The organism is Marinicella meishanensis, assembly GCF_019931145.1.
In the GTDB taxonomy this organism is placed as follows: Bacteria; Pseudomonadota; Gammaproteobacteria; order Xanthomonadales; family Marinicellaceae; genus Marinicella; species Marinicella meishanensis.
Window position 1 is genome coordinate 479,400 of the sequence record NZ_JAIOUV010000001.1, and the last position, 25,500, is coordinate 504,899.

Annotated in this window: 20 protein-coding genes; 5 read left to right on the forward strand and 15 right to left on the reverse strand. The window is 50.7% G+C overall.

What is annotated here, in order from left to right:
* Positions 1–22 precede the first annotated feature (22 nt).
* The 8 genes from K7G70_RS02125 to K7G70_RS02160 are packed head-to-tail and all read right to left on the reverse strand — an operon-like array spanning position 23 to position 10,163.
* Positions 23–484, reverse strand: a complete 462-nt coding sequence (locus K7G70_RS02125) for a GNAT family N-acetyltransferase (protein WP_223786942.1) — start codon at positions 482–484, stop codon at positions 23–25.
* On the reverse strand, positions 471–3,068 hold the full coding sequence (locus K7G70_RS02130; protein WP_223786943.1) for a WD40/YVTN/BNR-like repeat-containing protein: 2,598 nt from the start codon (positions 3,066–3,068) through the stop codon (positions 471–473). Before K7G70_RS02130 ends, K7G70_RS02125 begins: the two co-directional genes overlap by 14 nt.
* Positions 3,052–4,398 (reverse strand): lipid IV(A) 3-deoxy-D-manno-octulosonic acid transferase, encoded by a 1,347-nt coding sequence (gene waaA, locus K7G70_RS02135; protein WP_223786944.1) that lies wholly within the window; start codon positions 4,396–4,398, stop codon positions 3,052–3,054. Before waaA ends, K7G70_RS02130 begins: the two co-directional genes overlap by 17 nt.
* Positions 4,395–4,952, reverse strand: a complete 558-nt coding sequence (tsaC, locus tag K7G70_RS02140; protein ID WP_223786945.1) for an L-threonylcarbamoyladenylate synthase type 1 TsaC — start codon at positions 4,950–4,952, stop codon at positions 4,395–4,397. The genes waaA and tsaC overlap by 4 nt, the downstream gene beginning before the upstream one ends.
* A 2-nt stretch (positions 4,953–4,954) precedes the next feature.
* The gene (locus K7G70_RS02145) at positions 4,955–7,378 is read right to left on the reverse strand and encodes a DNA topoisomerase I (RefSeq protein ID WP_223786946.1); all 2,424 of its coding nucleotides are present in this window, start codon (positions 7,376–7,378) and stop codon (positions 4,955–4,957) included.
* A gap of 3 nt (positions 7,379–7,381) precedes the next feature.
* On the reverse strand, positions 7,382–7,858 hold the full coding sequence (locus K7G70_RS02150) for a Smg family protein (RefSeq protein WP_223786947.1): 477 nt from the start codon (positions 7,856–7,858) through the stop codon (positions 7,382–7,384).
* Positions 7,855–8,979 (reverse strand): DNA-processing protein DprA, encoded by a 1,125-nt coding sequence (dprA, locus tag K7G70_RS02155; RefSeq protein WP_223786948.1) that lies wholly within the window; start codon positions 8,977–8,979, stop codon positions 7,855–7,857. The genes K7G70_RS02150 and dprA overlap by 4 nt, the downstream gene beginning before the upstream one ends.
* Before the next feature lie 26 nt (positions 8,980–9,005).
* Positions 9,006–10,163 carry a LysM peptidoglycan-binding domain-containing protein gene (locus K7G70_RS02160; RefSeq protein WP_223786949.1) on the reverse strand — a complete coding sequence of 386 codons (1,158 nt, stop codon included), beginning with the start codon at positions 10,161–10,163 and terminating at the stop codon, positions 9,006–9,008.
* A 317-nt stretch (positions 10,164–10,480) separates the two neighbouring features.
* Here K7G70_RS02160 and def point away from each other — a divergent pair, with 317 nt between their 5' ends.
* The 3 genes from def to K7G70_RS02175 are packed head-to-tail and all read left to right on the forward strand — an operon-like array spanning position 10,481 to position 14,612.
* Positions 10,481–10,975, forward strand: a complete 495-nt coding sequence (def, locus tag K7G70_RS02165; RefSeq protein WP_223786950.1) for a peptide deformylase — start codon at positions 10,481–10,483, stop codon at positions 10,973–10,975.
* Positions 10,968–11,711 carry a hypothetical protein gene (locus K7G70_RS02170; RefSeq protein WP_223786951.1) on the forward strand — a complete coding sequence of 248 codons (744 nt, stop codon included), beginning with the start codon at positions 10,968–10,970 and terminating at the stop codon, positions 11,709–11,711. The genes def and K7G70_RS02170 overlap by 8 nt, the downstream gene beginning before the upstream one ends.
* A gap of 27 nt (positions 11,712–11,738) precedes the next feature.
* On the forward strand, positions 11,739–14,612 hold the full coding sequence (locus K7G70_RS02175; protein WP_223786952.1) for a fibronectin type III domain-containing protein: 2,874 nt from the start codon (positions 11,739–11,741) through the stop codon (positions 14,610–14,612).
* A gap of 107 nt (positions 14,613–14,719) precedes the next feature.
* Here K7G70_RS02175 and K7G70_RS02180 read toward each other — a convergent pair whose 3' ends face one another.
* The 6 genes from K7G70_RS02180 to hfq all read right to left on the reverse strand — a co-directional run bounded on the left by K7G70_RS02180 (position 14,720) and on the right by hfq (position 19,941).
* Positions 14,720–15,997, reverse strand: a complete 1,278-nt coding sequence (locus K7G70_RS02180; protein WP_223786953.1) for an adenylosuccinate synthase — start codon at positions 15,995–15,997, stop codon at positions 14,720–14,722.
* Positions 15,994–16,185, reverse strand: a complete 192-nt coding sequence (locus K7G70_RS02185) for a DUF2065 domain-containing protein (protein ID WP_223786954.1) — start codon at positions 16,183–16,185, stop codon at positions 15,994–15,996. Before K7G70_RS02185 ends, K7G70_RS02180 begins: the two co-directional genes overlap by 4 nt.
* Positions 16,182–17,051, reverse strand: a complete 870-nt coding sequence (gene hflC / locus K7G70_RS02190; protein ID WP_223786955.1) for a protease modulator HflC — start codon at positions 17,049–17,051, stop codon at positions 16,182–16,184. The genes K7G70_RS02185 and hflC overlap by 4 nt, the downstream gene beginning before the upstream one ends.
* Positions 17,052–17,053: 2 nt before the next feature.
* Complete coding sequence (gene hflK, locus K7G70_RS02195; protein ID WP_223786956.1) at positions 17,054–18,217, reverse strand: FtsH protease activity modulator HflK; 1,164 nt, start codon at positions 18,215–18,217, stop codon at positions 17,054–17,056.
* 17 nt (positions 18,218–18,234) lie between these two features.
* On the reverse strand, positions 18,235–19,575 hold the full coding sequence (gene hflX / locus K7G70_RS02200; RefSeq protein ID WP_223786957.1) for a ribosome rescue GTPase HflX: 1,341 nt from the start codon (positions 19,573–19,575) through the stop codon (positions 18,235–18,237).
* A gap of 126 nt (positions 19,576–19,701) precedes the next feature.
* On the reverse strand, positions 19,702–19,941 hold the full coding sequence (gene hfq, locus K7G70_RS02205) for an RNA chaperone Hfq (protein WP_223786958.1): 240 nt from the start codon (positions 19,939–19,941) through the stop codon (positions 19,702–19,704).
* Positions 19,942–20,224: 283 nt separating this feature from the next.
* Between hfq and K7G70_RS02210 the strand changes: the two genes are divergently transcribed.
* Both K7G70_RS02210 and K7G70_RS02215 read left to right on the forward strand, forming a co-directional pair.
* A complete protein-coding gene (locus K7G70_RS02210; RefSeq protein WP_223786959.1) occupies positions 20,225–20,833 on the forward strand; it encodes a hypothetical protein in 609 nt (202 codons plus the stop codon).
* Positions 20,826–24,320, forward strand: a complete 3,495-nt coding sequence (locus K7G70_RS02215) for a DUF4932 domain-containing protein (RefSeq protein ID WP_223786960.1) — start codon at positions 20,826–20,828, stop codon at positions 24,318–24,320. Before K7G70_RS02210 ends, K7G70_RS02215 begins: the two co-directional genes overlap by 8 nt.
* A gap of 67 nt (positions 24,321–24,387) precedes the next feature.
* Here the strand turns inward: K7G70_RS02215 and K7G70_RS02220 are convergent, their stop codons facing one another.
* The gene (locus K7G70_RS02220; RefSeq protein WP_223786961.1) at positions 24,388–25,440 is read right to left on the reverse strand and encodes a class I SAM-dependent methyltransferase; all 1,053 of its coding nucleotides are present in this window, start codon (positions 25,438–25,440) and stop codon (positions 24,388–24,390) included.
* Positions 25,441–25,500 lie beyond the last annotated feature (60 nt).

Sequence of the window (25,500 nt, forward strand, 5' to 3'; positions counted from 1 at the left end):
CTTCAGTCATCAATTGAGCGGATCAACTGGGTTGGTAAATCATTTCCTGGTGCGGGATCTGGTCTTCCAGATAATAAGCGCCGGTGACGACAAAACCCAAGCTTTGATAAAACCGCGACAAATAGGACTGGGCCGAGATTTTGATGGGGTGCTCAGGGAATTGTTGCTGACAGACTTCGATGGCGGCTTGCATCAAGCGCCGGCCCAATTGGTGCGCTCTGAATTCGGGGTCAACCACCACCCGACCGATGCTGCAGGGGCTCCCAGGGGCTTGATCGGGCGGCAAGATGCGGGCGTAGGCCACCACCTGGTCGGTGGCTTGGAACAGGTGCCAGGCCGCTTGGTCCAGGTTGTCGATGTCCAGGTAAGGACAGTTTTGCTCCAGCACAAAGACGGCGTTGCGCAGTTGTAAGATCTGATACAACTCAGTGATGTTCAAGGCCGAAAATGTTCGGCATTGAAACGATTCGTCACTCAAAGTCATCGGCAAAAATCAAATCATCATCCAGTACCAGCGGCAGGGGCCACACATAGGCACCCCGGGAACGGGTGAACACCGCCAGGGTGGTGGCACCGCGGTCGATCGTCATGTCCCAGATCATGACCGATGGCAGACCGGCGGTGAAGCGAAACCATTCGGGCTCGGCCACGGTCACGTCTTCGGTGTAATACAGGCCCCAATCGGTGCCAGCAAACACCATGCCGGGGATGTTGGGATTGACCATCACGCTGTCCACCGGGATGTTGGGCAGGTTGCCGGATTTGTTGCGCCACTCAAAACTGGAACAATCGCTGTTGCAGGTCACTTCAAACAAGTGCCCAGGGGTGCTGGGGGTGTTTTGATCGAAGCCTCCCACCGCCGCGTAACCGGTGGTGGCGATGGTGCCATGGGTGACCACATCAAGGATTGGTCGGTTGGGCAACACGCTGTTGCCATCGGTGACATCAACCCAGGTGGCTGAGTTGCTGCTGCCTTGTCCCAAACCAAACCCATAATACACATTGCCGTCATTGGTGCCAACAATGGCCACTTGGGCGTCGCTGATGCCGTAGTGCATTTGGTTGATGATGGAGCGGTTACCCAACACCCCTTTGGTGAGGTCCGGGCTGTTGATGTACCAAGCGCCGTTGTTGAGACCACCGGTGGTGGTTTCCCAGATGCGGTAGGTGCCGGCCATCAATTGACCACAAACTCCCACACAGTCATGTTTGTTCAAATGAAAAGGAAAGATAAACGGCACCCGGTTGTCACCTGACCAGGGGTTGGCGAATGAGTTGTAACTGCCCAAGGGGCCCGTGGTGCTGATGCGCATGTTGCCAAACTGCGATTCCACATAAACCCGCTGGCCATTGATCGGTTCAATGGTGGCATAAATGCCATCGCCACCATTGACCCGGGTCCACGGTTTGGCGGTGAAGGATTCGCTGTTGGTGTCCCACAGGGCGACCGAAGAACCGTTGTCCTGGGCCCCGCCCACCGCCACCCGATTGGTGCTGTTGACGAAATCAGCACTGATGTCTCCGGAGTAAAATTCGATGGTGTTGATGGTGTTGTTCAATTGGATGTATTCGATGTCACGGGGATCGGTGGCATCGGCGTTGCCGGTGTAATAAACCCCGCCATCATTCCCCACCAACAAGCGGGTGGGATCGCCATTCACATAAGCCCGGGCGTGTTGGTCGACGTGCACGTAGTCGCCAAAATTGGGCCCGCCGGCGTAGCCACAGGTGCTGTTGGTGAAGGTGTCACCGCCGTTGGTCGAACGGAACAGGTCGACGGCCGACAAAAACAACACGTCTGGATCGGTTGGCGACACGCTCATGCCCATGTCGTACCAGGCCTGCGTGCCGCTGTCATCACAGCCAAGGAAATCATTGGTGTCAGCGACCTGGGTCCAGCTGTCGCCGCCGTTGGTGGTTTTCCACACCCCACGCACGGCGCGGGTGGTGACGTCAGCCACTTGCGCATACAAAACGTCGTGGTCAGATGGGGCCATGGTCAGATCAATGCGGCCCAAACTGTTGGTTGGAAAGGGCGTGCCTTCGCCGGTGCCACTGGGCCAGCCGTTGCTGCTGGTCGACACCAAGGTCCAACTCGGACACGCGCTGCTGGGAAACGCGGCTTTGTAAATGCCGTTGGCGCCGTTTTGATTCAAATCAGGTTGCACCGTGGTGTTGTGGCCGCGGGTGCCAATGGCCACGTAAATGTCCCCGGCGGCATTGACCTCCATGCCGGTCACGTCTTGGCGTTGGGTGTCAAAAGCATTGGTCAGGCAGGCCTCGGTCCAATCAACCCCGTCATTGAATGAAAAGAACAGGCCGGTTTTGGTGCCCACCACCAGGTGACTTGAATTCAAGGGGTTGGTGCGCACCCGACCAATGGCCTGATACTGGGGGAACTCGCCAGCCGGTTGGTCTCGGTAGGGCGCGAATTCGACTTCGCCCAACACCGCCCAATTGGCCCCGGCATCGACCGAGCGCAGCAATCCGGCACTGCCGAATGAGTAAGAACCGTAACGCAAGTCACCGGTACCGGCATAAATCACATTGGGATCATTGGGGTCCAGGTGTAAATCACCAATGGCGGCCCCATTGATGCCGGTTTGGTCAGTGACGTTGGTCCAAGTGGTTTGTTCGTCACAGCAGTCGGTGGTTTTCCACACCCCGCCACCGTCCACACCGGCATAAGCAATGGTTGGGTCGCTGGGGTGGGCCACAATGACATTCACCCGCCCTGAGAAGGCGGTGCTGGCTGGATCACCCAAAGGCAAAGGCCCCAAAGCGGTGAAGGCATTGGGATCGATGCCATTGAACTGATCGGCCTGTTTGAATTTTCGCCTGGGGGTTTGTTGGCGGACCTGTTGGTGCGACGTGCGCGCATCGACCAACCACTCTTGGCGGTATTGAAAGGTGGGATAACTGTAACGGGTCGCCCAATAATCACCGCGCACGGGTTTGTGAAAATCGGCCATGTCACTGTGATCGGCCGGGTCTTGGCTGCAGGCCAGCAAACAAGCACAGGTCAAGATGGGCGCCCAACAGCGGCTGGACTCAAAGATTTTTTTCATGGCGGATCCTCGGAAAATGTTTGGCTTTGATGGTGTCGCCCAAGGGTTTGGTCTCCATGGCGGACTCAATCAGGTGCATGGTCAAGTTTACCGCGCCGCGGTGTCTTTGTACCATTTCTTTGGCCGCCTGGCCCATGGCCAGACGGGCGGCTTCGTTTTCAATCAAATATTCCATCGAGCGGATGATGTCATTGGCATCATGTACGGTTTGTGAACCGTCACAGTCATTCAACAATTGGGTGATTTCGGTGAAGTTATGGGTGTTGGGCCCAACCAACACCGGCAAGGAAAAGACCGCGGCTTCCAGCACGTTGTGGCCACCGATGTTGGCAATCGAACCACCCACAAAAGCGATGTCTGAGGAGGCATAAAACTCCAACATTTCACCCATGGTGTCGACCACGAAGACATCGCCTTCGATGTCGACCAAGCCTATTTCACTGCGCAGTTGGGTGTTGAAGCCTTTGTTGCGACAAGCTTGGGTGGTGCTTTGGAAGCGCTCGGGGTGGCGGGGGACGATGACCAGCATCAATTTGGGGTGTCGTTGTTTCAACACGGCATAAGCGTCCAACACCTCTATTTCATCTTCTTGGTGGGTGCTGGCGGCTATCCATACCAGGCGGCTGTTTTGGTAATGGTCCCTGATTTCCTGGCCTTTTTCGATGATGTGGTTTTCGACGATGATGTCAAACTTGAGACTGCCAACCACGAATATCTTCTCCGGATAACAGCCCAGCTGAATCATGCGCTGGGCATCGGTAACCGTTTGGGCGGCGACATAAGCGGTGTCATTGAAGGCTTTGGCGGCCAACGATTCCACCCAGCGATAACCTTTCATGGAGACTTCTGACAAGCGGGCATTGGCCACCACGATGGGGATGTTTTTCTTTTTGCAAAAACGGAACAAATTGGGCCAGATTTCGGTTTCCATGATCACCGCCAAATCGGGCTTGGTTTTGCGCAGAAACCGTTTCACTGCACCGGGCAAATCATAAGGCAGGTACACATGAAACACCTGATCACCGAATATTTGTTGCACCCGGTCAGAGCCGGTGGGGGTGATGGTGGTCAGCACAAAAGAGTGGTCTTGGTATTTTTCCATCAAGGCTTTGATTAAGGGGATGGCGGCATTCACTTCACCGACCGACACCGCATGCACCCAAATGGACTGGTTCTTGAACTTGGGAGATTTGAACCAGCCAAACCGTTCATGCCAGCGCTGTAAATAGGCTTTGGTTTTGATCCCTCGGGTGGCCAGCCTGATCAGCACCAATGGCGTCAGCAAGGTGGTTACCAAGGAGTAAAAGCGGGAGCGCAGTTCGAGTTTCATCGCAACACCTGGCCGGAGCTGGCCAAGCGCATGGCCGAAGGCCCAGCTTGTTGGCCCAATGGCAAATCCAAATAATGATCCACCTGATCGCCCCAAATGGCGGCAATCTCGGCACAGGAGTTTGGGGTGGGTTGGCCACTGAGGTTGGCGCTGGTGGAAACCAAGGCATGACCCAGCTCATCGCACAAGGTTTTGACCGCCGGGTGGTCGGTCAGCCGCACCGCCACGGTGTCATGGTCGCCGGTGATCCAACGGGGCGTCAGCGCGGTGGCTGGAAATACCCAGGTGTGATGGCCTGGCCAGGTTTTTAAGGCCCGGGCCAAATCGAACGGGTCAGCCGGTTGGATCAATGGCAACAGTTGTTGCAGGTGGCTGGCGATGAGGATCAGACCCATGTTCACAGGCCGTCGTTTGAGTTGGAGGATGCGCTGCACCGCGGCTTCATCGCGGTAATCACAACCGATGCCAAAAACCCCTTCAGTGGGATACACCAACACCCCGCCCTGTCGCACAGAGTCAGCTGCTTGCTTGATGGAAGTCCCCAATTCAGCCATGGTTATTTGGCAGTCGATTTCTTTGCTGCTTTTTTCTTAGTGGTCTTTTTTTTCGTGGCTTTTTTGACGACTTTTTTCTTCGCCACCTTTTTCTTGGTGGTCTTCTTCTTGGTCACTTTTTTCTTGCTGGTTTTCTTCTTGCCACGGCGCTTTTTGTCGGGTGCATTGGCCAGGATTTCGATGCACTGTTCATGGGTCAGGGCTTTCGGATCCTGGTCTTTGGCAATCTTGCCGTTTTTGTTGCCGTCGGTCACGTAAGGACCCCAGCGGCCATTCAGCACTTGAATGCCATCATCAAAAGTTTGGATGATTTTGTTGGCATCGGCAATCTTTTTCTCGGTGATCAGCACCAGCGCCTCTTCCAAGGTGATGGAGTATGGGTCGCCGTCTTTGATGCTGACGAATTTATTGTCATAACGCACATAGGGCCCAAAGCGACCGATGTTGGCCGACACTTTTTCACCCTCTGAGGTTTCGCCCAAATGTCGGGGCAAGGCAAACAAGGCCATGGCCTCATCGAAGGTGATGGTGTCCAGTTTTTGTCCGGGCAACAAGCCCGCAAAATTGGGTTTGTCTTCATCATCACGGGTGCCTATCTGTACGAATGTACCGTACTTGCCGATGCGCACTGAGACCGGTTTGCCGGTTTTGGGGTCGGTGCCCAGTTCTCTTTTGTACTGCGCTTCGTCGCGGGACACGGATTCTTCTTTTTCTTCCACCAGTTTGATGAAAGGGTCCCAGAACTTTTTCATCAATGGTTTCCAGGATTTTTCCCCGCGTGACACCGCGTCCAAGGCGTCTTCCAGCCGGGCGGTGAACTCATAGTCCACATAGTCTTTGAAGTGGGATTCCAGGAACCGGGCCACCACTTTACCGACGTCGGTGGGGATGAAGCGTTTGCTTTCCAATTCCACATAGTCTCGGTTCAACAAAGTGGAGATGATGCTGGCATAGGTCGAGGGCCGACCGATGCCGAATTCTTCCAGCGCCTTAACCAGCGTGGCTTCAGAATACCGCGGTGGTGGTTCGGTGAAGTGCTGCACCCCTTCAATCGATTTGACCGCCACCACATCGCCTTTTTTCAGGTTGGGCAAGTGGTTTTCTTTTTGGTCTTTTTTGACGTCGTCCATGCCTTCTTCATAAACTGCCAGAAAGCCTTTTTCCAGGATGGTGGAGCCAGAAGCCCGCAGGTTGTGGCCATCACCGAAGGTGAAATCAGCCGACACAGTGCCGATGGTGGCGTTGATCATTTGTGAAGCCAGGGTGCGTTTCCAGATCAAATCATACAAACGGAATTGGTCGCGATCCAAGAATGACTTGATTTCGGCCGGTATCAACTGGGCCGACACCGCACGAATCGCCTCATGGGCCTCTTGGGCGTTTTTCGATTTGCTTTTGTAATGGTTGGGTTTGTCAGGGACTTGCTTGGCCCCATACTTGTCTCGAATGACGCCCCGAATGTCTTCGATGGCATCGTTGGCCAGGTTCAATGAGTCGGTCCGCATGTAAGTGATCAAACCTTGGCTTTGTCCATTGATCTCCATGCCCTCATACAATTGTTGGGCGATTTGCATGGTTTTGCGCGCGGTGAACCCCAGTTTTCTGGCCGCCTCTTGTTGCATGGTAGAGGTGATGAAAGGCGGTGCGGGTTTGCGTTTGCGTTCCCGCTGGGTCAGCTCAGTCACCGTCAGTTCGGTTCCGGCTTGGCTGCGCAATGTTTTCAGTGCCTCATCGGCCTTTTGCTGGTTGTTGATGTCAAACTTTTTCAGTTTGTTGCCGGCGTAGATGTTCAGGTTGGACTCAAAGCCGGCGGCTCCTTTGGCCAATTGTCCATGGATGGTCCAATATTCTTCTTTGATGAAGGCGGCGATTTCATCTTCGCGCTGCACGATCAAGCGCAGGGCAGGGGATTGCACCCGACCGGCCGATAAGCCCCGCCGCACTTTTTTCCACAACAAGGGCGACAGGTTGAAACCCACCAGGTAGTCCAGTGCCCGACGGGCTTGCTGGGCATCCACCAATTCATCGGAAATTTGGCGGGGGTTGGCCACCGCTTCCTGAATGGCTGATTTGGTGATTTCTGAGAACACCACCCGTTTGATGTCTTTGTCTTTGAGCAGGTTGCGGTCTTTGAGGATTTCCACCACGTGCCAGGATATGGCCTCTCCTTCGCGGTCCAAATCCGTGGCCAGATAGATGGTGTGTGCTTTTTTGGCGGCTTTGACGATGGCGTCGATGTGCTTCTTGTTTTTTTCCACATCGACGTATTTGAGTTCGAAGTCGTTGTCCGGGTCTACCGCACCTGATTTGGCCAAAAGATCTCGCACATGTCCATATGATGCCAATACTTTGTGTCCTTTGCCGAGGTATTTTTCAATGGTTTTTGCTTTTGCAGGTGATTCTACAATCAGTAAGTTGTCTGCCATGGGCTAATGTTCATGATCGACCGGTGGATCAAACATCAAACTTTCCATTGATGCAAAGGCTTGTTCCTCATCCGGTTGTGAAAATAAAATTATCAAAGCGAGCCATTGTAAATCATCAACATCAATGTTGTCAGCATTTAGATTGAGCAAACCATTGATCAGCAGTTCCCGGGTATTGGGGGTTAGGATACCTGAGGATTCGAGGTAATGGATGAAATTGATGCCTTCTTCGTCGAGCAATTCCAATTCGGCGTTGGTGTAGATTCGAATCGCATCGGCCGATTGCTCAACCGGTTGGTGGGTCTTGTCGTGTATGCTCAACAACCAGTCAAAAGCATGGTCGATGGTGCTTTGCTCAAAGCCGGCTTGTTCGAGGCCATCATAGATGCTGTTCTTGGTGTATTGTTCTTGGAGGTTGGCTTGCTCTGACAAATAATTCTCAAATAAATAAACCAAGACGTCAATGATGTTTTCATTCATATTTTTTGATAGTTCGCACCCGGTAGTTTTTCAATCACACCAGCGAGCTCCATGATCAATAAATCAGAAGCCACATCACCACTGGTTAATTGAGTTCCTTCAACGATATCATCAAATGCGGTGGGATGATAGTCTAAATGCCTTAAAATGTGCTGTTGCGATTCGGAAAGCTTGATATCGGGTGTGCCGGTGCTTTTTTCAAGGCTTGATTCGTGCAGTTTGCTGCTCAGTTGGTCGGACAGCATGTGGATGCCCGGTTCGATTTCCTGCAAGATGTCCGGTGCGGTCTCCACCAATTTGGCCCCTTGTTTGATCAAGGCATGACAGCCTTTGGCCAAGGGGTTGTGAATGCTGCCTGGAATGGCCATCACCGGCCGGTTGTATTCCATGCTCAAACGGGCGGTTATCAGGGTGCCACTTTTTTGCGCCGCTTCAACCACCAGGGTGCCCATCGACAAACCCGCGATGATGCGATTGCGGCGGGGAAAATGGTGGGCATGGGGCGGGGTGTCCAAAGGCAGTTCAGACACCACCGCGCCATGGTTGGTGATGGTTTGGGCCAGGGCTTTGTTCTGTTTGGGGTAGATGCTGTTGATGCCGGTGCCCATCACCGCCACCGTTTGACCGCCGGCAGCCACCGCCGCCTGATGGGCTTGGGTGTCTACGCCAATGGCCAGCCCACTGGTGATCACCAAACCCTGCCGGGCCAAATCATGGCAGAAATCCTGGGTGTTGTTCAAGCCCGCCTGGCTGGCGTTTCTGGAGCCCACCACCGCCAGTTGGGGCAACAACAAAACCGCTGGGTTGCCTTTCACATACAACAACAAAGGTGGGTCATTGATCAGTCGCAGCTGCGGGGGATACAGTGGGTCATCCACCGTCAGGATGTGGTTGTTTGGTTTCGACAACCACGTCAGTTCGGCCTCCAAGTCTTGGTCATTGGCTTGTCTGAGATACGATTTGGCGGCGGCGGGCAGGACCGCATCTGAGGGCAGGTTGTGCAGTTGACACACGGCTTCGGCATCACCACAGGCCTCCAGCAGTGGCTGGATTTTAACCCAACCAAGTCCAGGTGCACGTTGTAAGTGCAACCAGGACTTGATGTTGTTAAGTTCAGACATTCCCTGTCATTATATATGGGTATGACTTACGGCAGCTTGACGTAGTCGTACATTTTGATCGGACGGTTGCCTTCGGTGATGATGGCATAGCTGATGTTCTCAAAGGTTTTGAACACCATGATGTGGCCAGCGTATTCCATGGGTAAAGTGACCATGGCTTTGGAAGGCTTGAACAAAGTTTTCAGGTCTTCCTTCGGATGCATTACATCATCGCGAATGGTGCGCTCTGGACTGTATACTGAGAACACATCGCCCACAGATACGCCTTGTGCCGAACCATTGCTGATGGCAATCACTTGCCGCCGTCCACTGCCAAACAGGGCATTGTTGAGGGCCACGACCCGGATGTTGTCGTCATTGACGGTGGCGCCTTTGGGCATGAAATAAGGATCAAAGTTGAAGTCGTCAAGCGGCAGGATCAAATCGCCTTTTTTGACTTCGGTATCCACCTCAATGATGCGCAAGGTGTTGATGTCGTCGGTGCCGACACGGACCACTTCTGCCACCCCGGTATCGGCCACTTCATAGCCCAAGATTTTGACGTTTTCCCAGTAGGTGCGATCGATGTACTTCTTCCAAAACCGGGACAATACGGCGGAGGTGGTGTGGTCGGATGATTTGTGCCAATCAATGGACTCGATTTCATGGGTCTTGGAAGTTTCCCAAGGGTAATCGGTGGGCACTTCGCGATAAATCACGGTGGGCCGCACAATCGCCAGTCGGTCGCCCTGACGGGCATTTTTCAAATTGCGCACATAAACCAAATCACTGGTGGCAGAGACGTTGCGGTCTTCTTCAGCAGCCACCACATAAGGTGCCAAGTCGATGTCTTCTTTGTTCAATATGCGCAGCTTGCGCAAAAAGGGCTCGATGTCTTTCAGGGGGATGGTTTCAACCGCTTTATTCTTGTCCAGCTCCCGAACCTGGGGACCCAGCTTTACGGTCGGGTGGGCGCGGTTGACGGTGATGGCTGGCTGACCATTCAGGTAAACCAAATTGAGCTGATCTCCCGGATAAATCAAATGGGGGTTTTCAATTTGAGGGTTGGCATGCCAGATTTCTGGCCACAACCAAGGCGATTGCAAAAACACCGCAGAAATGTCCCATAAGGTGTCCCCTTTTTGGACCACATAGGTGTCTGGATGAGCAGGATTCAGTTCAACTTCTTGAGCCTGGGCAGACAAAACCAACCCGAGCAGTAACGCTATAATTAAATGTTGTTTTTTAAACATCATCGGCAAACCCTTGATTTTCCTAAAACTTTAGTTTAGCCATTTTAAGAATAAAATTAAACAAAAAATGTGATTCAAACGGCAAATTGCCGCAAAAAAGTGGATTTTACCCTTGATTGATTCATTTGTATCCAGCAATTTTCGCCGCCAACACAGCAAAAAAGTTTAAATTTCACAGGAAAAAACCGCCAATTTATTTCCATCTGAGCCAGAAAACTATAAGATGTGCCACTCACATTGCATTGCGAACAACCACTGTTTCTATAATAATGACTCAACTGAACATCTTGACCCTGCCTGACTCAAGATTAAAAACCGTTGCCCAACCGATCCCACAAGTGACGGATGAAATCAGACAGTTGGCTGCGGACATGTTAGAAACCATGTATGCGGCACCAGGCATTGGTTTGGCCGCCACCCAAGTCGATCGCCACATCCAAATGGTGGTCATCGATGTGTCTGAAGACAAATCAGAACCCTTGGTCTTGATCAATCCCGAAATCATCGAACGGGCTGGCATCCAAACCCACGAAGAAGGTTGCTTGTCGGTGCCGGGCATCTACGCCAAAGTCAAACGCGCGGATCAGGTGATGATCAAATACCAAGACCTCGATGGGCAATGGCAAGAATTGCAAACCGAAGGTTTGTTGGCGGTGTGTATTCAACACGAACTGGATCATTTGAAGGGCATAGTGTTCCTCGATCACTTGTCGGTTTTAAAACGAAAAATTGCATTGAAAAAATTGGCCAAATTACATGACTAAAAACACCCTCATACTGGTATTGACCTTATTCATGGCTGGCTTGGCGCAGGCTGAAGAACCGGCGGCCAAGCCGCTGGAACGGTTCACCAAAAACATCACCATACAGCAAGCCACCCAAATCAAAATCATCAACCATTACGGCGACATCCGCATCCGCAAAGCCGATGACGATCAATTCATCTTTCATGGTGTGGCCCAAGCGCAAGCCAGCCAACAAGTCAGTCTGGATGTCCAGCAAGACAAAGACCTGACGGTGTTCACGGTGCAGTACAGCGATCCGGCCAACACCAACCAATTGGACCGTTTTGATTTGGCCCTGGTGGTACCCCCGCTGGTGGCCTTGGACATCGAAATTGAAAATGGCAAACTCAGCACCAAAGGATTGGGCAGCGCCGTCAGGGTGCGATCTGACAGCGCCGATTTGCAGGTCAAAACCTCTGGACCGGTGGACTTATACACGAAACAAGGGGCCATCGAGTTGTCCATCAAACCGGTGACCAGCAAAATCCAAAGTCAAATTCAAACCCACCAGGGTGTGGTCAGTGTGATTTTTTATGATGACTTGCCGCGGTTTGAAATCAACACAGGCAGTCATGTCACCAGCAATTCAGTGCCGGTGTTACAAAGCTTGAGCACCCAACAACGGACTGCCTATTATGGTGACATCAATAACAACCATCATTTGTCGGTGAAAACCGACACCGGCCAAATCAGTCTGATTGATTTGGCCCATTAACAGCAACCAAAAAGAGAGGAAGTAATTTTGAAACATAAAACCAACTTAAAAACCGCCTTGGTCGGCTTGACTTGCTTGTTGGGCAGTCAGCTTGCCGGGGCCGAACCGGTCACGCGCTATGGCGCAGACTCCGTGGGTGATGTGGTGTATCCCGTCACCGTCACCGTCAACCTGAAAAATGGCACCAAGCCCAATGTCTGGCAACCAGGTGATCCGATCAAAGAGATCCCCTTGCGTTTTCGTCGGCCCAAAGATTGGGAGCGGCCAGCCGCCAAAGACCGTGGATTTGGCGTCGATCCATTGGCCGTGAAACAGTGGAGTGTTCAACAAGAGAACACCGAAGGGGCCATTTTTGACAGCACCATTGTCAACGTCGATGGCTTGGGCTTCACCGGGGTGAACCCTTCTGACACCAATGGTGACATCGGTATTGATCACTACATCCAATCCATCAACAACGGCTCCAGTTCCGGTATTTTGATTTTGAACAAAGCCGATGGCACCACCGCAGCTTCCTTTGTGCTGGATGACATTGCGGCGGGTTCCGGCACCGGTTGTGGCGCGGGTACGGGTGACCCCATCATCATGTACGATCAATTCGTTGACAACGGAGTGGGCAACCCCATCGGTCGTTGGGTGTTGACCGAATTCACCGGCAACTCACTGTGTATTTACATTTCACAAACCCACGATCCCATTGGACCAACCGATTTGAGTACTTGGTATTTGTATGAGTTCATCTCAGATTCTGGTGGTTTGCCTGATTACCCCAAATTTGGGGTGTGGCGTGATGCCTATTACATGGGTGCCAATGAAAGCAATCGTCAATATGCGTTTGACCGTGACAACATGATCAACGGTGCCCCGGCCCGTGGTTACCAGGTGTTTGCCACCGTTGGTTTGCCTGGCTTTGGATTCCAGCACTTGATGCCTGCAGATGGTGACGGCAACACCTTGCCGCCAGCCGGTGCGCCCGGAATATTCATGCGCCACCGCGATGCCCAATACCATGGTGATCCAGGTGGCACCCCTGACCGCTTGGAAATTTGGGAGTTCACCACCGACTTTGATACCCCAGCCAACAGTGCCATCACCGGACCGATCAACATCGATGTGTCCGATTTTGACACCAACCTGGGTGGTACCAACTTCGGTGACCTGTCGGTACCACAACCCGATGGCGCCACCAACCTGTTCCCACTGAAGCAGCCTTTGATGTGGCGGGTTCAACACCAGACCATTTTGGGTAAACAATATTTGGTGGGTAACATGACCACCGATGTGAATGGCAATGACTACCACGGTGTCCGCTGGTGGGTGCTGGAACGTCCAGAAGCTTCAATCAGTGGTGCTGATTGGGTGTTGTCTGATGAAGGCACCTACACCTCAGGTGATGGCATCACCACTGGGGATGGTGTACACCGCTGGATGGCTTCTGCGGCCATGGATTCGTCAGGTAATTTGGCCATTGGTTACAACACCTCAGCAGTCACTGGCAACAACAACTCAGCTGCTGACGTGTATGCCGGCATGCGCTATGCCGGACGGCTGTTCACCGATCCCGCGGGCACCATGCCCCGTGGTGAAAACTCCATCATTGAGGGCAGCGCCTCCAATTCATCCGGTCGTTATGGTGACTACACGTCCATCAGCGTGGATCCGGTAGACGGCTGTACCTTCTGGTATACCGCCCAGTACAACACCTCTGGCAACTGGTCAACCCGCGTGGCTTCATTCAAGTTTGCCGCTTGTGGTGAACCTGGCTTTGCCTTGTCATCATTGGCTGGCGACCAAGCATTTTGTACCTTGGGTGGTGATGTGGATTTCGATCCACAAATTGATGTGTTGTCAGTCAATGGATTTGTTGATCCTGTGACTCTGGCATTCAACCCCGCTTTGCCAACCGGTTTCTCAGGCTCGTTCGTGACCAACCCCGTCACACCAGGTAACAGCACCGATGCCAACATCGACATTTCCTCGGCTTCAGCCGCCCCAGGCGACTACACCCTGATCGTGGAAGGCACCAGTGGCATGTTGACCGGTCAGTTGGCCTTCGATGTGTCGATTTATGATGACGTGCCACAAGTGGGCACCACCTTGACTGCACCAGCCGATGGCGCCAATGGCATAGCCACCAGCGGTGCGGTGTTGTCATGGGCCGATGGTGGCAGTTCGGTGACCGAGTACTTTGTTGAAGTGGCCACCGATGCGGCCTTCACCAATGTGGTTGAGTCAGCAACGGTCTCCAGCACGTCTTATCAGTTGACCAATGGCTTGATGAGCAACACCCAATACTTCTGGCGGGTGACCACTGTGAACTTGTGTGGTTCAGGGGTCACGTCAGCGGCCTTCTCATTTACATCGGCCAATGAAATTTGTTTGGTACAAAACTTCTCCATCCCTGACAATGATCCTGCTGGGGTCGACATGCAGTTGGTGGTGGGCGATGCCGGCAACATTTTGGACCTGTTGGTTGAAGTCAAAGCCGATCACACTTGGGTGGGCGATTTGATCTTCACTTTGACCCATGAAGACACCGGTACTGCGGTGACCTTGATGGATCGACCTGGCTTTACCGGCACCGGCTTCGGTTGTGGTAACGACAACGTAGATGCCATCTTTGATGACGCCAGTGGTTTGCCAGTTGAAAGTGAATGTGCGGCGACACCACCAGCCATTGGCGGTGTGGTTCAACCCCAACAAGCCTTGTCAGCCTTCATCGGTGAAGACATCGGTGGTACTTGGACCTTGAATGCCAATGACAACGCCGGCTTTGACACCGGACAGTTGACCTCACTGTGTTTGATTCCATCGGTGGAAGATCCTTGTGATCCAGCGCCTCCGGTTGGTGATCCAGACGTGATCTGGTTCAATGGCTTCCAGTGTGTGCAAACACCCTGAATCAGAGCCACTCTTGGGGTCAACGTGACCCCATAAAAAAACCCCAGTTTCGACTGGGGTTTTTTTGTGGCCAAGTGAAACTCAGCCGGTGATCAACGGTGTGTGTTTCATTGCATCGGATCAACCAACAAGATGTTCTCACAACGGTCTGGGCCGGTGGAAATCATGTGTACCGGTGCGCCAGTGAACTGTTCAATGTGTGCAATCAGCGCTTTGGCTGAGGCCGGTAGGTCGGCCATCTCGGTCAAACCTTTGGTCGATGATTGCCAGCCAGCGAACTCTTCATAGATGGGCTTCACCTGGGCCCATTCCTGCGCCGATTCAGGGAAGGCCTGATCACCATAACTGGTGCACATTTTGATGGTTTCGAAGGTATCCAACACGTCCAGTTTGGTGACACACAAGCCGGTCACGCCATTGACTTGGACGGCCCTTTTCAAGGCCACCAGGTCGAGCCAGCCACAGCGTCGAGGACGGCCGGTGGTGGCCCCAAACTCGACCCCGCGTTTGGCCAGTTCGGCACCGTCATCATCGAACAGCTCGGTGGGGAATGGCCCACCGCCGACCCGCGTGGTATAGGCTTTGGTGATGCCCAGTACGTAGTCGATTTGGGTGGCTCCCAGCCCCGAGCCGGTGGCGGCCGAACCCGAAGTGGTGTTGGACGAGGTGACAAAGGGGTAGGTGCCGTGGTCAATGTCCAACAGCGTGCCTTGTGCACCCTCCATCAACAAGCGGTCCTCGTTGGCCAGGTGTTGGTGTAATTGGCCGGTCACATCGGAACACATGCCCCGCAAAAAGTCGGCTTGTTGTAAGGCCGTCTGATAGACCTCGTCAAAAGCCAGGGGCTCAGCCTGATGAAAATGTTCAATCACAAAATTGTGGTAGGCCAGCACCTGAGTCAGCTTGTCTTTGAGCAGTTCAGGATCCAACAAATCGCCGATGCGGATGCCGCGTCGGGCCACTTTGTCTTCATAAGCCGGGCCGATGCCGCGGCCGGTGGTGCCAATGGCCTGCTTGCCTTTTTTCAGTTCCCGCAATTGGTCCAATTTGATGTGGTACGGCATGATCACGGGCGCTGCTTTGGAAATGTATAAGCGCGACTGCACATCAACGCCTGAGGCTTCCAGGTTCTTGATCTCTTTGATCAAGGCCGTGGGCTCAATCACCACGCCGTTGCCAATGTAGCATTTCACCCCGTCCCGCAAGATGCCTGAAGGGATCAAGTGCAACACGGTTTTTTGCTCGTTGATGATCAGCGTGTGGCCGGCATTGTGGCCGCCCTGATAACGAACCACCGCATCGGCCCGTTCGGTTAATAAGTCGACAATTTTTCCTTTGCCTTCATCACCCCATTGGGTGCCCAGTACAACGACAGATTTTTTCATGACTGTATGTAATTAAAAGTGATCGCGCCCGCCACCAACATGATGGCACCAAAAAGGCGCAAATGATGGTCTTCCATTTGCGCCAATTGTAATAACAGGTTTTTCCAGGCTTTGGGAGCGATGAATGGCATGATGCCTTCAAAGATCATCACCAAAGCGATGGCCGCAATGATTGGGTGTTCAATCAATTGGGGTTTTTCTCGCGGAAATATTTAAAGAATTCTGAGTTGGGGTCCAACACCATCACATTGCCAGTCCCATGGCGGAAACTGTTGGCATAAGCCTCCAAACTTCTGACAAAGGCGTAAAACTCGGGATTCTGGTTGTGGCTTTCGGCAAACAATTTGGTGGCTTCGGCATCGCCCTCACCTCGCATCACGGCGGCCCTTTGCTCGGCATCGGCAATCATGATTTGAATGCGTTTGTCGGTGTTGGCGCGGATGTTGATGGCCTCTTTGCGCCCATTGGAGCGGTGTTCGGCCGCTTCCACCAACCGTTCGGAGCGCATGCGGTTGTAAACCGATTCATTGACCGACTGATCCAGGTTGATTTGTTTGATTCTCACATCCACAATTTCCACCCCATAAGGCGCCGAACGGGTTTTCATTTGGCTGCGCAAATTTTCCATCAGTTCGATCCGTTGGGTCGAAATGGCTTGGTCCAGGGTGCGGACAGAAAACTCTTCTTGCAGGGCGTTTTTGATCACGCCGGTCAAGTTGGCATTGGCTTTGGCAATCAAGCCGCCATTCGAGGTATAGAACTGCTTGACGTCTTGGATCTTCCACTTCACGTAGTAATCCACCATCAGGTATTCGTTGTCGGTGTTGAACACGCGTTCTGGGGCATTGTCCAGGGTTTGGATGCGGCTGTCGAATTTAACGATGTTGTTGACGATCGGCATTTTCACATGCAGACCAGGCTCGTAGCCGGCTTGGACCACCTCACCAAAGCGCAGTTTAACCGCCGTTTCTCGTTCGTTGATGGCGAACAAAAACAGGCTGGCCAAGAAGGCCATGACCAATAAGGTGATGAGCAGAGCAATCATTTTATTCATGGTTATCGGCCCCTCCCACGGCGGGTGTTGCGGTTGGATTGGTTGTTGCCACCGGCAGGCAGTTGCGACATGTCAGGTGTGACCACGGTGGTGCCCAGATCCAATGGTCGGTTGTCGGTGATTCGGGGTTGGTTCTTCATCAATTGGTCCAACGGCAAATACATCATGCTGTTGCCTGAATCTTGGTCCATGATGACTTTGGAGGTGTCGCCCAGGACGCTTTCCATGGTTTCCAGGAACAGGCGTTGGCGGGTCACCTCTGGGGCCAGCTCATACTGTTCGCGCAGCAGATTAAAGCGATCGGCTTTACCGGCGGCCTCAGCGATGATGGCTTCTTTGTAGGCTTCGGCTTCCTGGATGATTTTCAGCACCCGACCTTCGGCCTCTGGAATGCGGTCATTGGTATACTCGTTGGCTTGGTTGATGAAGGTTTTTTGGTCCTCACGGGCTTTGACCACGTCATCAAAGGCTTCTTTGACGTTGATCGGCGGATGCACTTCGGTGATGTTCACTTGGGTCAATTCAATGCCGGTTTTGTAGTCATTCAGCATTTGCTGGATCTCGTCCCTGGCTTGTTGGTTCACCGCGGTGCGGTTTTCGTTGATGATGAAGTCCAAGGTGCGGGTACCGGCCACTTGGCGCATCACACTTTCGGCCACTTGGCGCACGGTGTTTTGCGGACTGGCCACACTGAACAGATAGTCATTGACCCGCTCTTCATCGATGCGGTATTGGATTGAATAATCGATTTCAATCAGGTTTTTGTCTTCGGTCAACATCTGCCCGGAATTGTCTTCTTGGCGGATGGTTTCGACGTTCACCCGATACACTTCGGCAAAGGGTCGGGGCAGGGTGAAGCGCAAGCCCGGTTGCATGGTGTGAGAGTATTTCCCAAACACCAGCACCACGCCGCGTTCGGCTTGTTGAATCTGATAGGCGGCGCTGTACAAGGCCAGCACCAACAAACCGATGATCAAAGCCAGCACCGGTCCCGATGAGCTTTTGTTGTTGCCTGAGCCGCCCATGCCCAAGGCACGTTTGATGGAGTTGAACAAATCACTGAGGATTTGATCAAACTCAGGTGGTTTGTTGCCACCGGGTCGGTTGGGGCCGTTGTTGGGCCGGTTGCCGCCCGGTTGTTGATTGCCAGGTTCATTCCAAGGCATGCATGTTCTCCTGTAATTTACCAGTCTTGTGGGTTTTCTTTGATTTCGATTTGTTGACTGACCAGCAGTTGGCTGATGAAGTCAGCACTGGGGTCATCACCTTTGGCCAATTGTCGCCATTTCTCTAAGGGCAATTCTACCCTAAGCAGCCACTGTCCGGCGTCATCGACTTGTTCATCACGCACCGCATCCTGCGCAAAAAACTGCGCCCGCAGCTTGGCCAGCGACATGGGCAAAGCGAATTCCAGGGATAAATGGGTACGATGCAAGCGTTCTTCAATGGCTTTGAGCAATAAATTGATGCCTTTGTTTTGGTGGGCGGAAATCCACACCTGATCGGGGCCTTTGGTTTCGTTCAAGCGCAACTGGGGCTGGGCCCCGGATTGGTCAATCTTGTTGAATATTTCGATCATCGGCACCGCGCCGATGTCCAAGTCATCCAACACCTTATAAACCTCGGCCATGTGGTCCCGGTGTTCCAGGTTGCTGTCATCAATCACATGCAACAACACGTCGGCATCCAGCGCTTCTTGCAAGGTGGCCCGAAACGCCGCCACCAGCTCATGCGGTAAGTCACGCACAAAGCCCACGGTGTCACTGATCACCGCTTGACAACCGGGAATCACCGTCAGTTGTCTGACGGTGGGGTCCAAGGTGGCAAACAATTGATCTTCGGCATACACCCCGGCGTCGGTCAACAGGTTGAACAAGGTGGACTTGCCGGCATTGGTATAACCGACCAGGGCCAACATTTTGGTGCCTGATTTTTTTCGTTGCTTACGCCCCTGTTCACGCTGCCGCATGACTTTGTCCAATTTGGCATTCAGTGATTTGACCCGCGCATTCAACAAGCGGCGATCGGTTTCCAGCTGGGTTTCACCGGGACCACGCATGCCAATCCCACCTTTTTGTCGCTCTAAGTGGGTCCAGCCCCGCACCAAGCGGGTCGACATGTGCTTCAGTTGAGCCAACTCGACTTGCAGCTGACCTTCATAAGAGCGGGCCCGTTGCGCAAAGATATCCAGAATCAAGGTGCGTCGATCCAACACCCGGGCTTTGACCAGGGCCTCCAGGTTGCGCTCTTGCACCGGGCTCAAAGCGGCATCCACGATCACCACATCGGCCTCATGCACTTGCACGGCGTGCTGTAATTCTTGGGCTTTGCCCGAGCCGATGTAATACTTCGGATCGATCGATTGTTTGGTGCTGGTGATGACGTCAAAAATCTCCGCCCCGGCGGTGGTCACCAGTTCTTTGAATTCTTCGATGCGGTCGGGTTGCTCACCGCGCAAATCCCGTTGCATGGGGGTCGGGCACAACAGCACCGCGCGGTCACCGCGTTCGGACCGCTCAAACATGGTCAATCCCCCGCGTTCGGTCAGGTGTCGATGGCATGATTGGCTTCAAAGGTGTGTTCATGGGCCCATAAAAAAAGCAGTTTCAAGCGTGAAACTGCTTCATCAGCAAGACAGAATGCTCAGCAATCAGTCGTCACCGTCCTGTTGGATTTTATAGGTGCTGACGTTTTTCGCCGGCACGATGGTGGAGATCGCGTGCTTGTAAACCAATTGATTGGTGGTGTTGTTCAACACAATCACGAATTGATCGAATGATTCGACCGTGCCCTGTAATTTGATGCCATTCATCAGAAACACTGAAACCGGGATGCGGTCTTTGCGCAAGGCATTCAAAAAAGGGTCTTGTAAAGTTTGAGATTTAGACATGGTTCTTACCTGATTCATTATTATTGTTTGTGGCTATTTTAGCACAACCGATGAAGTCAAAATGAAATACTGACTAAGCATCAGAAAAGTATTCAAACATTAACTATTAAAATGAAAGGGTCAATTCCACACATCAAATTAGTGTTGAAACTCTCAGAGACATAGATGTACAATTCATTGTGCCCTGTTTAATATATTACTAACAGGCGCAAAATATGGAGTCATTATAAATGGATTTTTATCTGTCATCTTTCTTCTTAAATACTATCGGACTAGTTTAAATATGGAACCAAGAATTACAACATTGCTGCTATTTATATTTCACTTAATTTTCTCTCAAGATGTTTTCGCCTCATCTGATTCGAACACAAATCTAAAAACATACATTGAAAAATCGGATTTGATTGTACACTTTAGGCTGCTTGATAAGACTTCAACAGAAGAATCCATGCTTAAGAATTTTTCAATGATTGAGGATGGTAAAGTTGTTCAAAAGGAAATGATATCCAAAGGAATTTACACCACTTATACATTAGAAATCATTGAGGTGATGAGTGGAATACTTGATGCAGTGACTTTAGAAGTAAAGATGTCTGGAGGTTGCTATCGAGACATATGTGCAACACTTAGCATTGGCTATGACTACAAAATAAATGAAGAGGGTGTGCTTTTTCTGAAATATGATAAAACCAGCGGAAATTATTTTTCATATGCTGCTTTCAACTCAGCATATAAGGTGGGCAAGAATGACATATTGTATTTGGGTGAGAATGAGCCCAGCAATGAAAACAAAAGCGCCTTGGAAGCATTAAAAGAAGCTCATTACTTGACTTTAAACAATCTAAGGGAACAGGTTTTAAACCACGTAAAAGGAAGTACTCAAAATGATTGATTTCTATAGGAACCAAAATAAGTTTTTGTTACTGGCAGCAACTCTGTTGTATATGTATTGTGAAAACAGTTATTCCGGAAACAATGAGTTGCAGGCATGGTTCTTGCAAGATCTTGAGTTTACCATCATTATGGATTCTGTGAATATTCCTCCCGGAATTCCTAATTCTCAATCTTCAAGAATTAATTTATTTGATGCAATCAATGAGTGGAATCTAGACCCAAGCTTCAATTATGATTTTTTTAATGTCCAAATTGGCCAAGTCAGCAATTCAGTTGATAGAGTGAATAATGGACTGAATGAAATTAAGTTTTATGCCTGGGATCGATCTGAATTTGGTGCTGATACCGCAGGTTACAATTTTCGGTTTGCTACCAGAGAATACAACACAAACACGCCGGGTTTTCCGAATACTAAAGTATATAGAATTATCGAATCTGATGTGTATATGAATCCGAATATTTTATGGACTTTGGACACCAATAATTGTGCAAATAGATATCATGCTCCAACGATATTGAAGCATGAAATAGGGCATGCGTTTGGTTTGCTCGACAAATATTCAAGCTTAGACTCAAGAAATGTTATGTTTGGGAATATACCTAAGTGCACATCTAAACATATTAATCCTAGAGATTGGAGAAACTTAAGGGATCGATATCCATCTCAATATACAGTCGATATCAATATTCAGTCTCCAGGTATTTCTACGGTTGTGATTGCAAATGAACCAACTTTGTTTTCAGCCGACCTTGTTCCTTTTGGAAGCTCAAGATCATCTTTCACTGATGAAGAAATAAAAGCAATGGAACACCAATTAATTTGGACATCCTCAATAGATGGTGAAATTGTCGAGGCTCGCGGAAATAACAGATATGTCACAGGTTTATCTGCTGGAGAACACCAGCTCACAGTGTCAATTGGACAACCTGGAGATGATGTTTATGGTGATGGCACTTCATCATTTTTCGTGGTTGATCAGGTGATCACTACTGAAGCCGATAATTTTCATCCTTACCCTTGTCCAAGGTCAATTGGCCATGACAACAACCCTTGTTTATTGAGTACGAAGTACAGCTTGTATAGGTATCGGTGTATTAACCATTCTTATAACCACGGCAACAGAAGTGCAAGAGACCGAGGTGATAACTTGGTAAGTCCAAATGATGACACAAATATTCCAGTTTATCTGGACCCGTTCCCCAGGTGCTTAACTGATTACACCACCTATGATTTTAAATTTTATACATGGTTACACTCAGATGACAACCTGGTCAATTTTGAGTTGAACTATATACTTGAAGACTTGTTTGATCCTGCTGAGTACCGTACTTATCAACACCCAATCCCTTTGGTAAATTCTGAAATTTTCGTTTACGAAATAGAAGATTGTGAAGTCGCAAACACAGCGCAAAAATGTTCAACCAACATTATTTGGGAAGACCTGTATTTTGCGCCAGACGCAGGAATTTTTTATCGAAGTGAACCAACGGCAGAATGGGAGTTATTAAAATTAATTTCAGAGCGAAATGGATCTTATCAGACAGGAAACATTGTAGATACCAATGGAGTTGAGTTTGCTGTATTTCAGTATGCCCGCGATGTCAGAGGCCAAGATGAAAATGGCAATCCTGGTAGAGGGGTTAGGTATATCCAAGCGCCAAGAGGAATCATGGCCGGGCCCATTTCGGTTCAAGCCATTGCCGCAGACACCACGCCATTGCCAGTTATTGAGTCAGTTGGCACCATCAGCACCAACAATTACAAGGTTGAGCTGATAGGTGAAAACTTTGGTACCAACCCAATTGTGAGTGTCAGAGAAAATAAAAATGGCAGCCCGGTACTGAAAGAGTACAGTTCGGCGTATTTCCATAATTATGGCACCAACTCAAGTGGTAAAAACTTCATTCGCTTTCCGATCGTGGATGTGAATCGCCAAAACAAGTTCAATGGCAATGGTTTGTGTTTCAAGGTAATTAATGGGACTTTGCCCAGTAATGATGAGGTGTGTTATGAACGACCCAACACATCTTCACAACCCGCTTTTGCTGGAGCCTTTTTGCAGTCCTACCATGACAGCAACCAAACACAAGACATTCATCCAGAGTCTTATATCGTAAAAGCCGGTGGCACGATGCTGAAAATCTGGGGTAATTCTTGGAAAAAATTACCGATGAATTACAACGTCACAGCCAACACCGAGTTGGAGTTCCAATTCAGGTCCACCTTGAGTGAAGTCGAGTTTGCTGGAGTCGGCTTTATCATGAATGGGCAGACCAACATGAGCCCCTCCAGATTCTGGCAATTACACGGCACCCAATCGTGGGGCAACCAACAACACAATGATTATTCCGGTACGGCTTATAAGACATACACGATTAACGCGGGTGAGCAATTCACCGGACAAATTTCACATGTGGTATTTGTGTCCAATAAAGACGTACAGCCAGTGGCGCACAATGTGGTGTTTCAATCGCCTTCATTGTCAGAAAATGTCAATGTCACACCGACAGGGTCCTTGTCAAGTGACAGCCCATGTACATTGACTGGTTCCAACACCACATGCACCGTGACCATTGATGTTACCAAGCAAAACACACCCATCTCGTGTTTGTGGAAAACTGCACCGGATGTTGGTTTGGTGACTTGTTTGGCGGCAAGCAGCTGGAGTCGAGACTGGACTTGGACCAATGTCAATGGACACACCGTGCAACTCAGGGCTCATGACAATTACCCATCAAATGACCCAGGCTGGCCCGGGAACATGCAGACATTGTTGAACAATGCGCCTTTGTTGGATCAAATCGATGTCGTGGCTCAGGCAGCCGCCCCCAGTGCGACAGGCACTTTGACTTCAAACAGTCCTTGTACATTGACTGGTAACAACAGCACCTGTACGGTATCCTTGAATGTTCAAAAACAGAACACACCAATCTCCTGTATATGGAAGACAGCCCCTGATGTCGGTTTGGTGACTTGTTTGGCGGCCAACAGCTGGAATCGTGACTGGACTTGGACCAATGTCAATGGCCACACCATGCAATTGCGGGCTCATGATGATTACCCAACTCAAGATCCAGGTTGGCCGGGGAATATGTTGACTCAATTGAATGCGGCCCCTTTACTTGATCAAACTCAAGTTGTGGCATTGCCTGCCACCTCAGGTCCCAGTGGTTCATTGACCAGCAACAGCCCATGCACATTGACAGACACAGAAACCAGGTGCACTGTGACCATCAATGTGATCAAGCAAGACACGCCCATTGCCTGTTTGTGGAAAACAGCTCCGGATGTGGGTGTGGTGACTTGTTTGGCAGACGACAGTTGGAGTCGGGATTGGACCTGGACCAATGTAAATGGCCACACCATGCAATTGCGGGCTCATGATGACTACCCGACTCAAGACCCGGGTTGGCCCGATAACATGATGTCTTTATTGAACAACGCACCCTTGCTGGATGAAGAAGTGGTGATTGCGGTTCAATAGCCACATTATACAGCTTTCTTACTGAGGAATTTTTTCACACGACCCAAGCTTTTGGGTCGTGTGAGAATCACTTAACTGGGCGAATACAGTACTCAGGGGTCAATAGTTCATGCCTTAGTTGGGGTGCTTTGACCGATTGTTTTTTCATCACTGCCAGCATTTGCGTGGGTTTGATGGTGCCGTCCATGATGGCTTGTTCATCAGCAGCATGAACCCGGTCGATGAAATCCATGTCCCAGTCAGCAGTGGCATCGAAGTTGTGACCAAACGGACGGTCAATGAACACCATGATGATGTTGGCAAAAGGGATGAACAGTTCAAATTGAAAGTCTTTGACCAACAAGGGCAAGATGTCCTGGGCCCGGATGCCTTCGAAACCAGTGTCCGAACAGTCGTGGTTGATGTAGCTTTCTTCGTGCCGCTTCAGCAGTTGATTGAAGCGGTATTGATCGGGCAGCTCGGACCAAAATGGTTGCAGTAAATCCAAGGCTTCAGGCCAGCGCTGGTGGCCATTGCGGCCGATCATGTCAGAAGTGATGAAAATCGCTGTTTGCTTCATGGATTTTTTGATGGCGGCAAACAAGCCTTCTAAATTCATCACGTGATGCAAACTTTGATTGGCCATGACGATGTCGTAATGATTGCGTTTGCCTTGCCATTGATTGAAGTCGCTCACTTGCACCAAAATGTGTTCTGCCACGCCTTTTTCGGCGGCCAATTGTTGGGTTCTTTCCAGCATGTGCGGATTGATGTCAACACACTCTATGCTGAAGTTATTGATGTCGTTGTCAAGCAAGTACTCGGCCACACTGACTTCCAATTCACCGTTGCCAGAACCGATGCTGACGATGTGGTGTGTGGCATTATTGTTGGCGGCACAGTGAGATTGAACTTGGGTTCTGAAGAAGTCATCGGGGCTGTTGAATCCAAACCGCTGTTGCATGGGCAGCAAATACTTGTTGGACCAATAATGAAAGATGTCAGGTAAGTCATGCACGTTTTCACATTCGGCATAGAACTCAATTTCATTGGCAATTTTTTCTTCATAGCCCGGATCGGGTTCGGGCGTGGGTTCGGGTTTTCGAAAAGCTTTAAAAACCTGACTCAGGAAATTGTTCATGTGGGTGAGAATTTGCTAAAGGGCACATATTAACCTGATCGCTGTTAAAAATTCAGTGTT

Coding starts and splice junctions, on each gene's coding strand:
- K7G70_RS02125 (WP_223786942.1), bottom strand. CDS start 484: ATGACTTTGAGTGACGAATCGTTTCAATGCCGAACATTTTCGGCCTTG.
- K7G70_RS02130 (WP_223786943.1), bottom strand. CDS start 3,068: ATGAAAAAAATCTTTGAGTCCAGCCGCTGTTGGGCGCCCATCTTGACC.
- waaA (WP_223786944.1), bottom strand. CDS start 4,398: ATGAAACTCGAACTGCGCTCCCGCTTTTACTCCTTGGTAACCACCTTG.
- tsaC (WP_223786945.1), bottom strand. CDS start 4,952: ATGGCTGAATTGGGGACTTCCATCAAGCAAGCAGCTGACTCTGTGCGA.
- K7G70_RS02145 (WP_223786946.1), bottom strand. CDS start 7,378: ATGGCAGACAACTTACTGATTGTAGAATCACCTGCAAAAGCAAAAACC.
- K7G70_RS02150 (WP_223786947.1), bottom strand. CDS start 7,858: ATGAATGAAAACATCATTGACGTCTTGGTTTATTTATTTGAGAATTAT.
- dprA (WP_223786948.1), bottom strand. CDS start 8,979: ATGTCTGAACTTAACAACATCAAGTCCTGGTTGCACTTACAACGTGCA.
- def (WP_223786950.1), top strand. CDS start 10,481: ATGACTCAACTGAACATCTTGACCCTGCCTGACTCAAGATTAAAAACC.
- K7G70_RS02170 (WP_223786951.1), top strand. CDS start 10,968: ATGACTAAAAACACCCTCATACTGGTATTGACCTTATTCATGGCTGGC.
- K7G70_RS02180 (WP_223786953.1), bottom strand. CDS start 15,997: ATGAAAAAATCTGTCGTTGTACTGGGCACCCAATGGGGTGATGAAGGC.
- hflC (WP_223786955.1), bottom strand. CDS start 17,051: ATGAATAAAATGATTGCTCTGCTCATCACCTTATTGGTCATGGCCTTC.
- hflK (WP_223786956.1), bottom strand. CDS start 18,217: ATGCCTTGGAATGAACCTGGCAATCAACAACCGGGCGGCAACCGGCCC.
- hflX (WP_223786957.1), bottom strand. CDS start 19,575: ATGTTTGAGCGGTCCGAACGCGGTGACCGCGCGGTGCTGTTGTGCCCG.
- hfq (WP_223786958.1), bottom strand. CDS start 19,941: ATGTCTAAATCTCAAACTTTACAAGACCCTTTTTTGAATGCCTTGCGC.
- K7G70_RS02210 (WP_223786959.1), top strand. CDS start 20,225: ATGGAACCAAGAATTACAACATTGCTGCTATTTATATTTCACTTAATT.
- K7G70_RS02215 (WP_223786960.1), top strand. CDS start 20,826: ATGATTGATTTCTATAGGAACCAAAATAAGTTTTTGTTACTGGCAGCA.
- K7G70_RS02220 (WP_223786961.1), bottom strand. CDS start 25,440: ATGAACAATTTCCTGAGTCAGGTTTTTAAAGCTTTTCGAAAACCCGAA.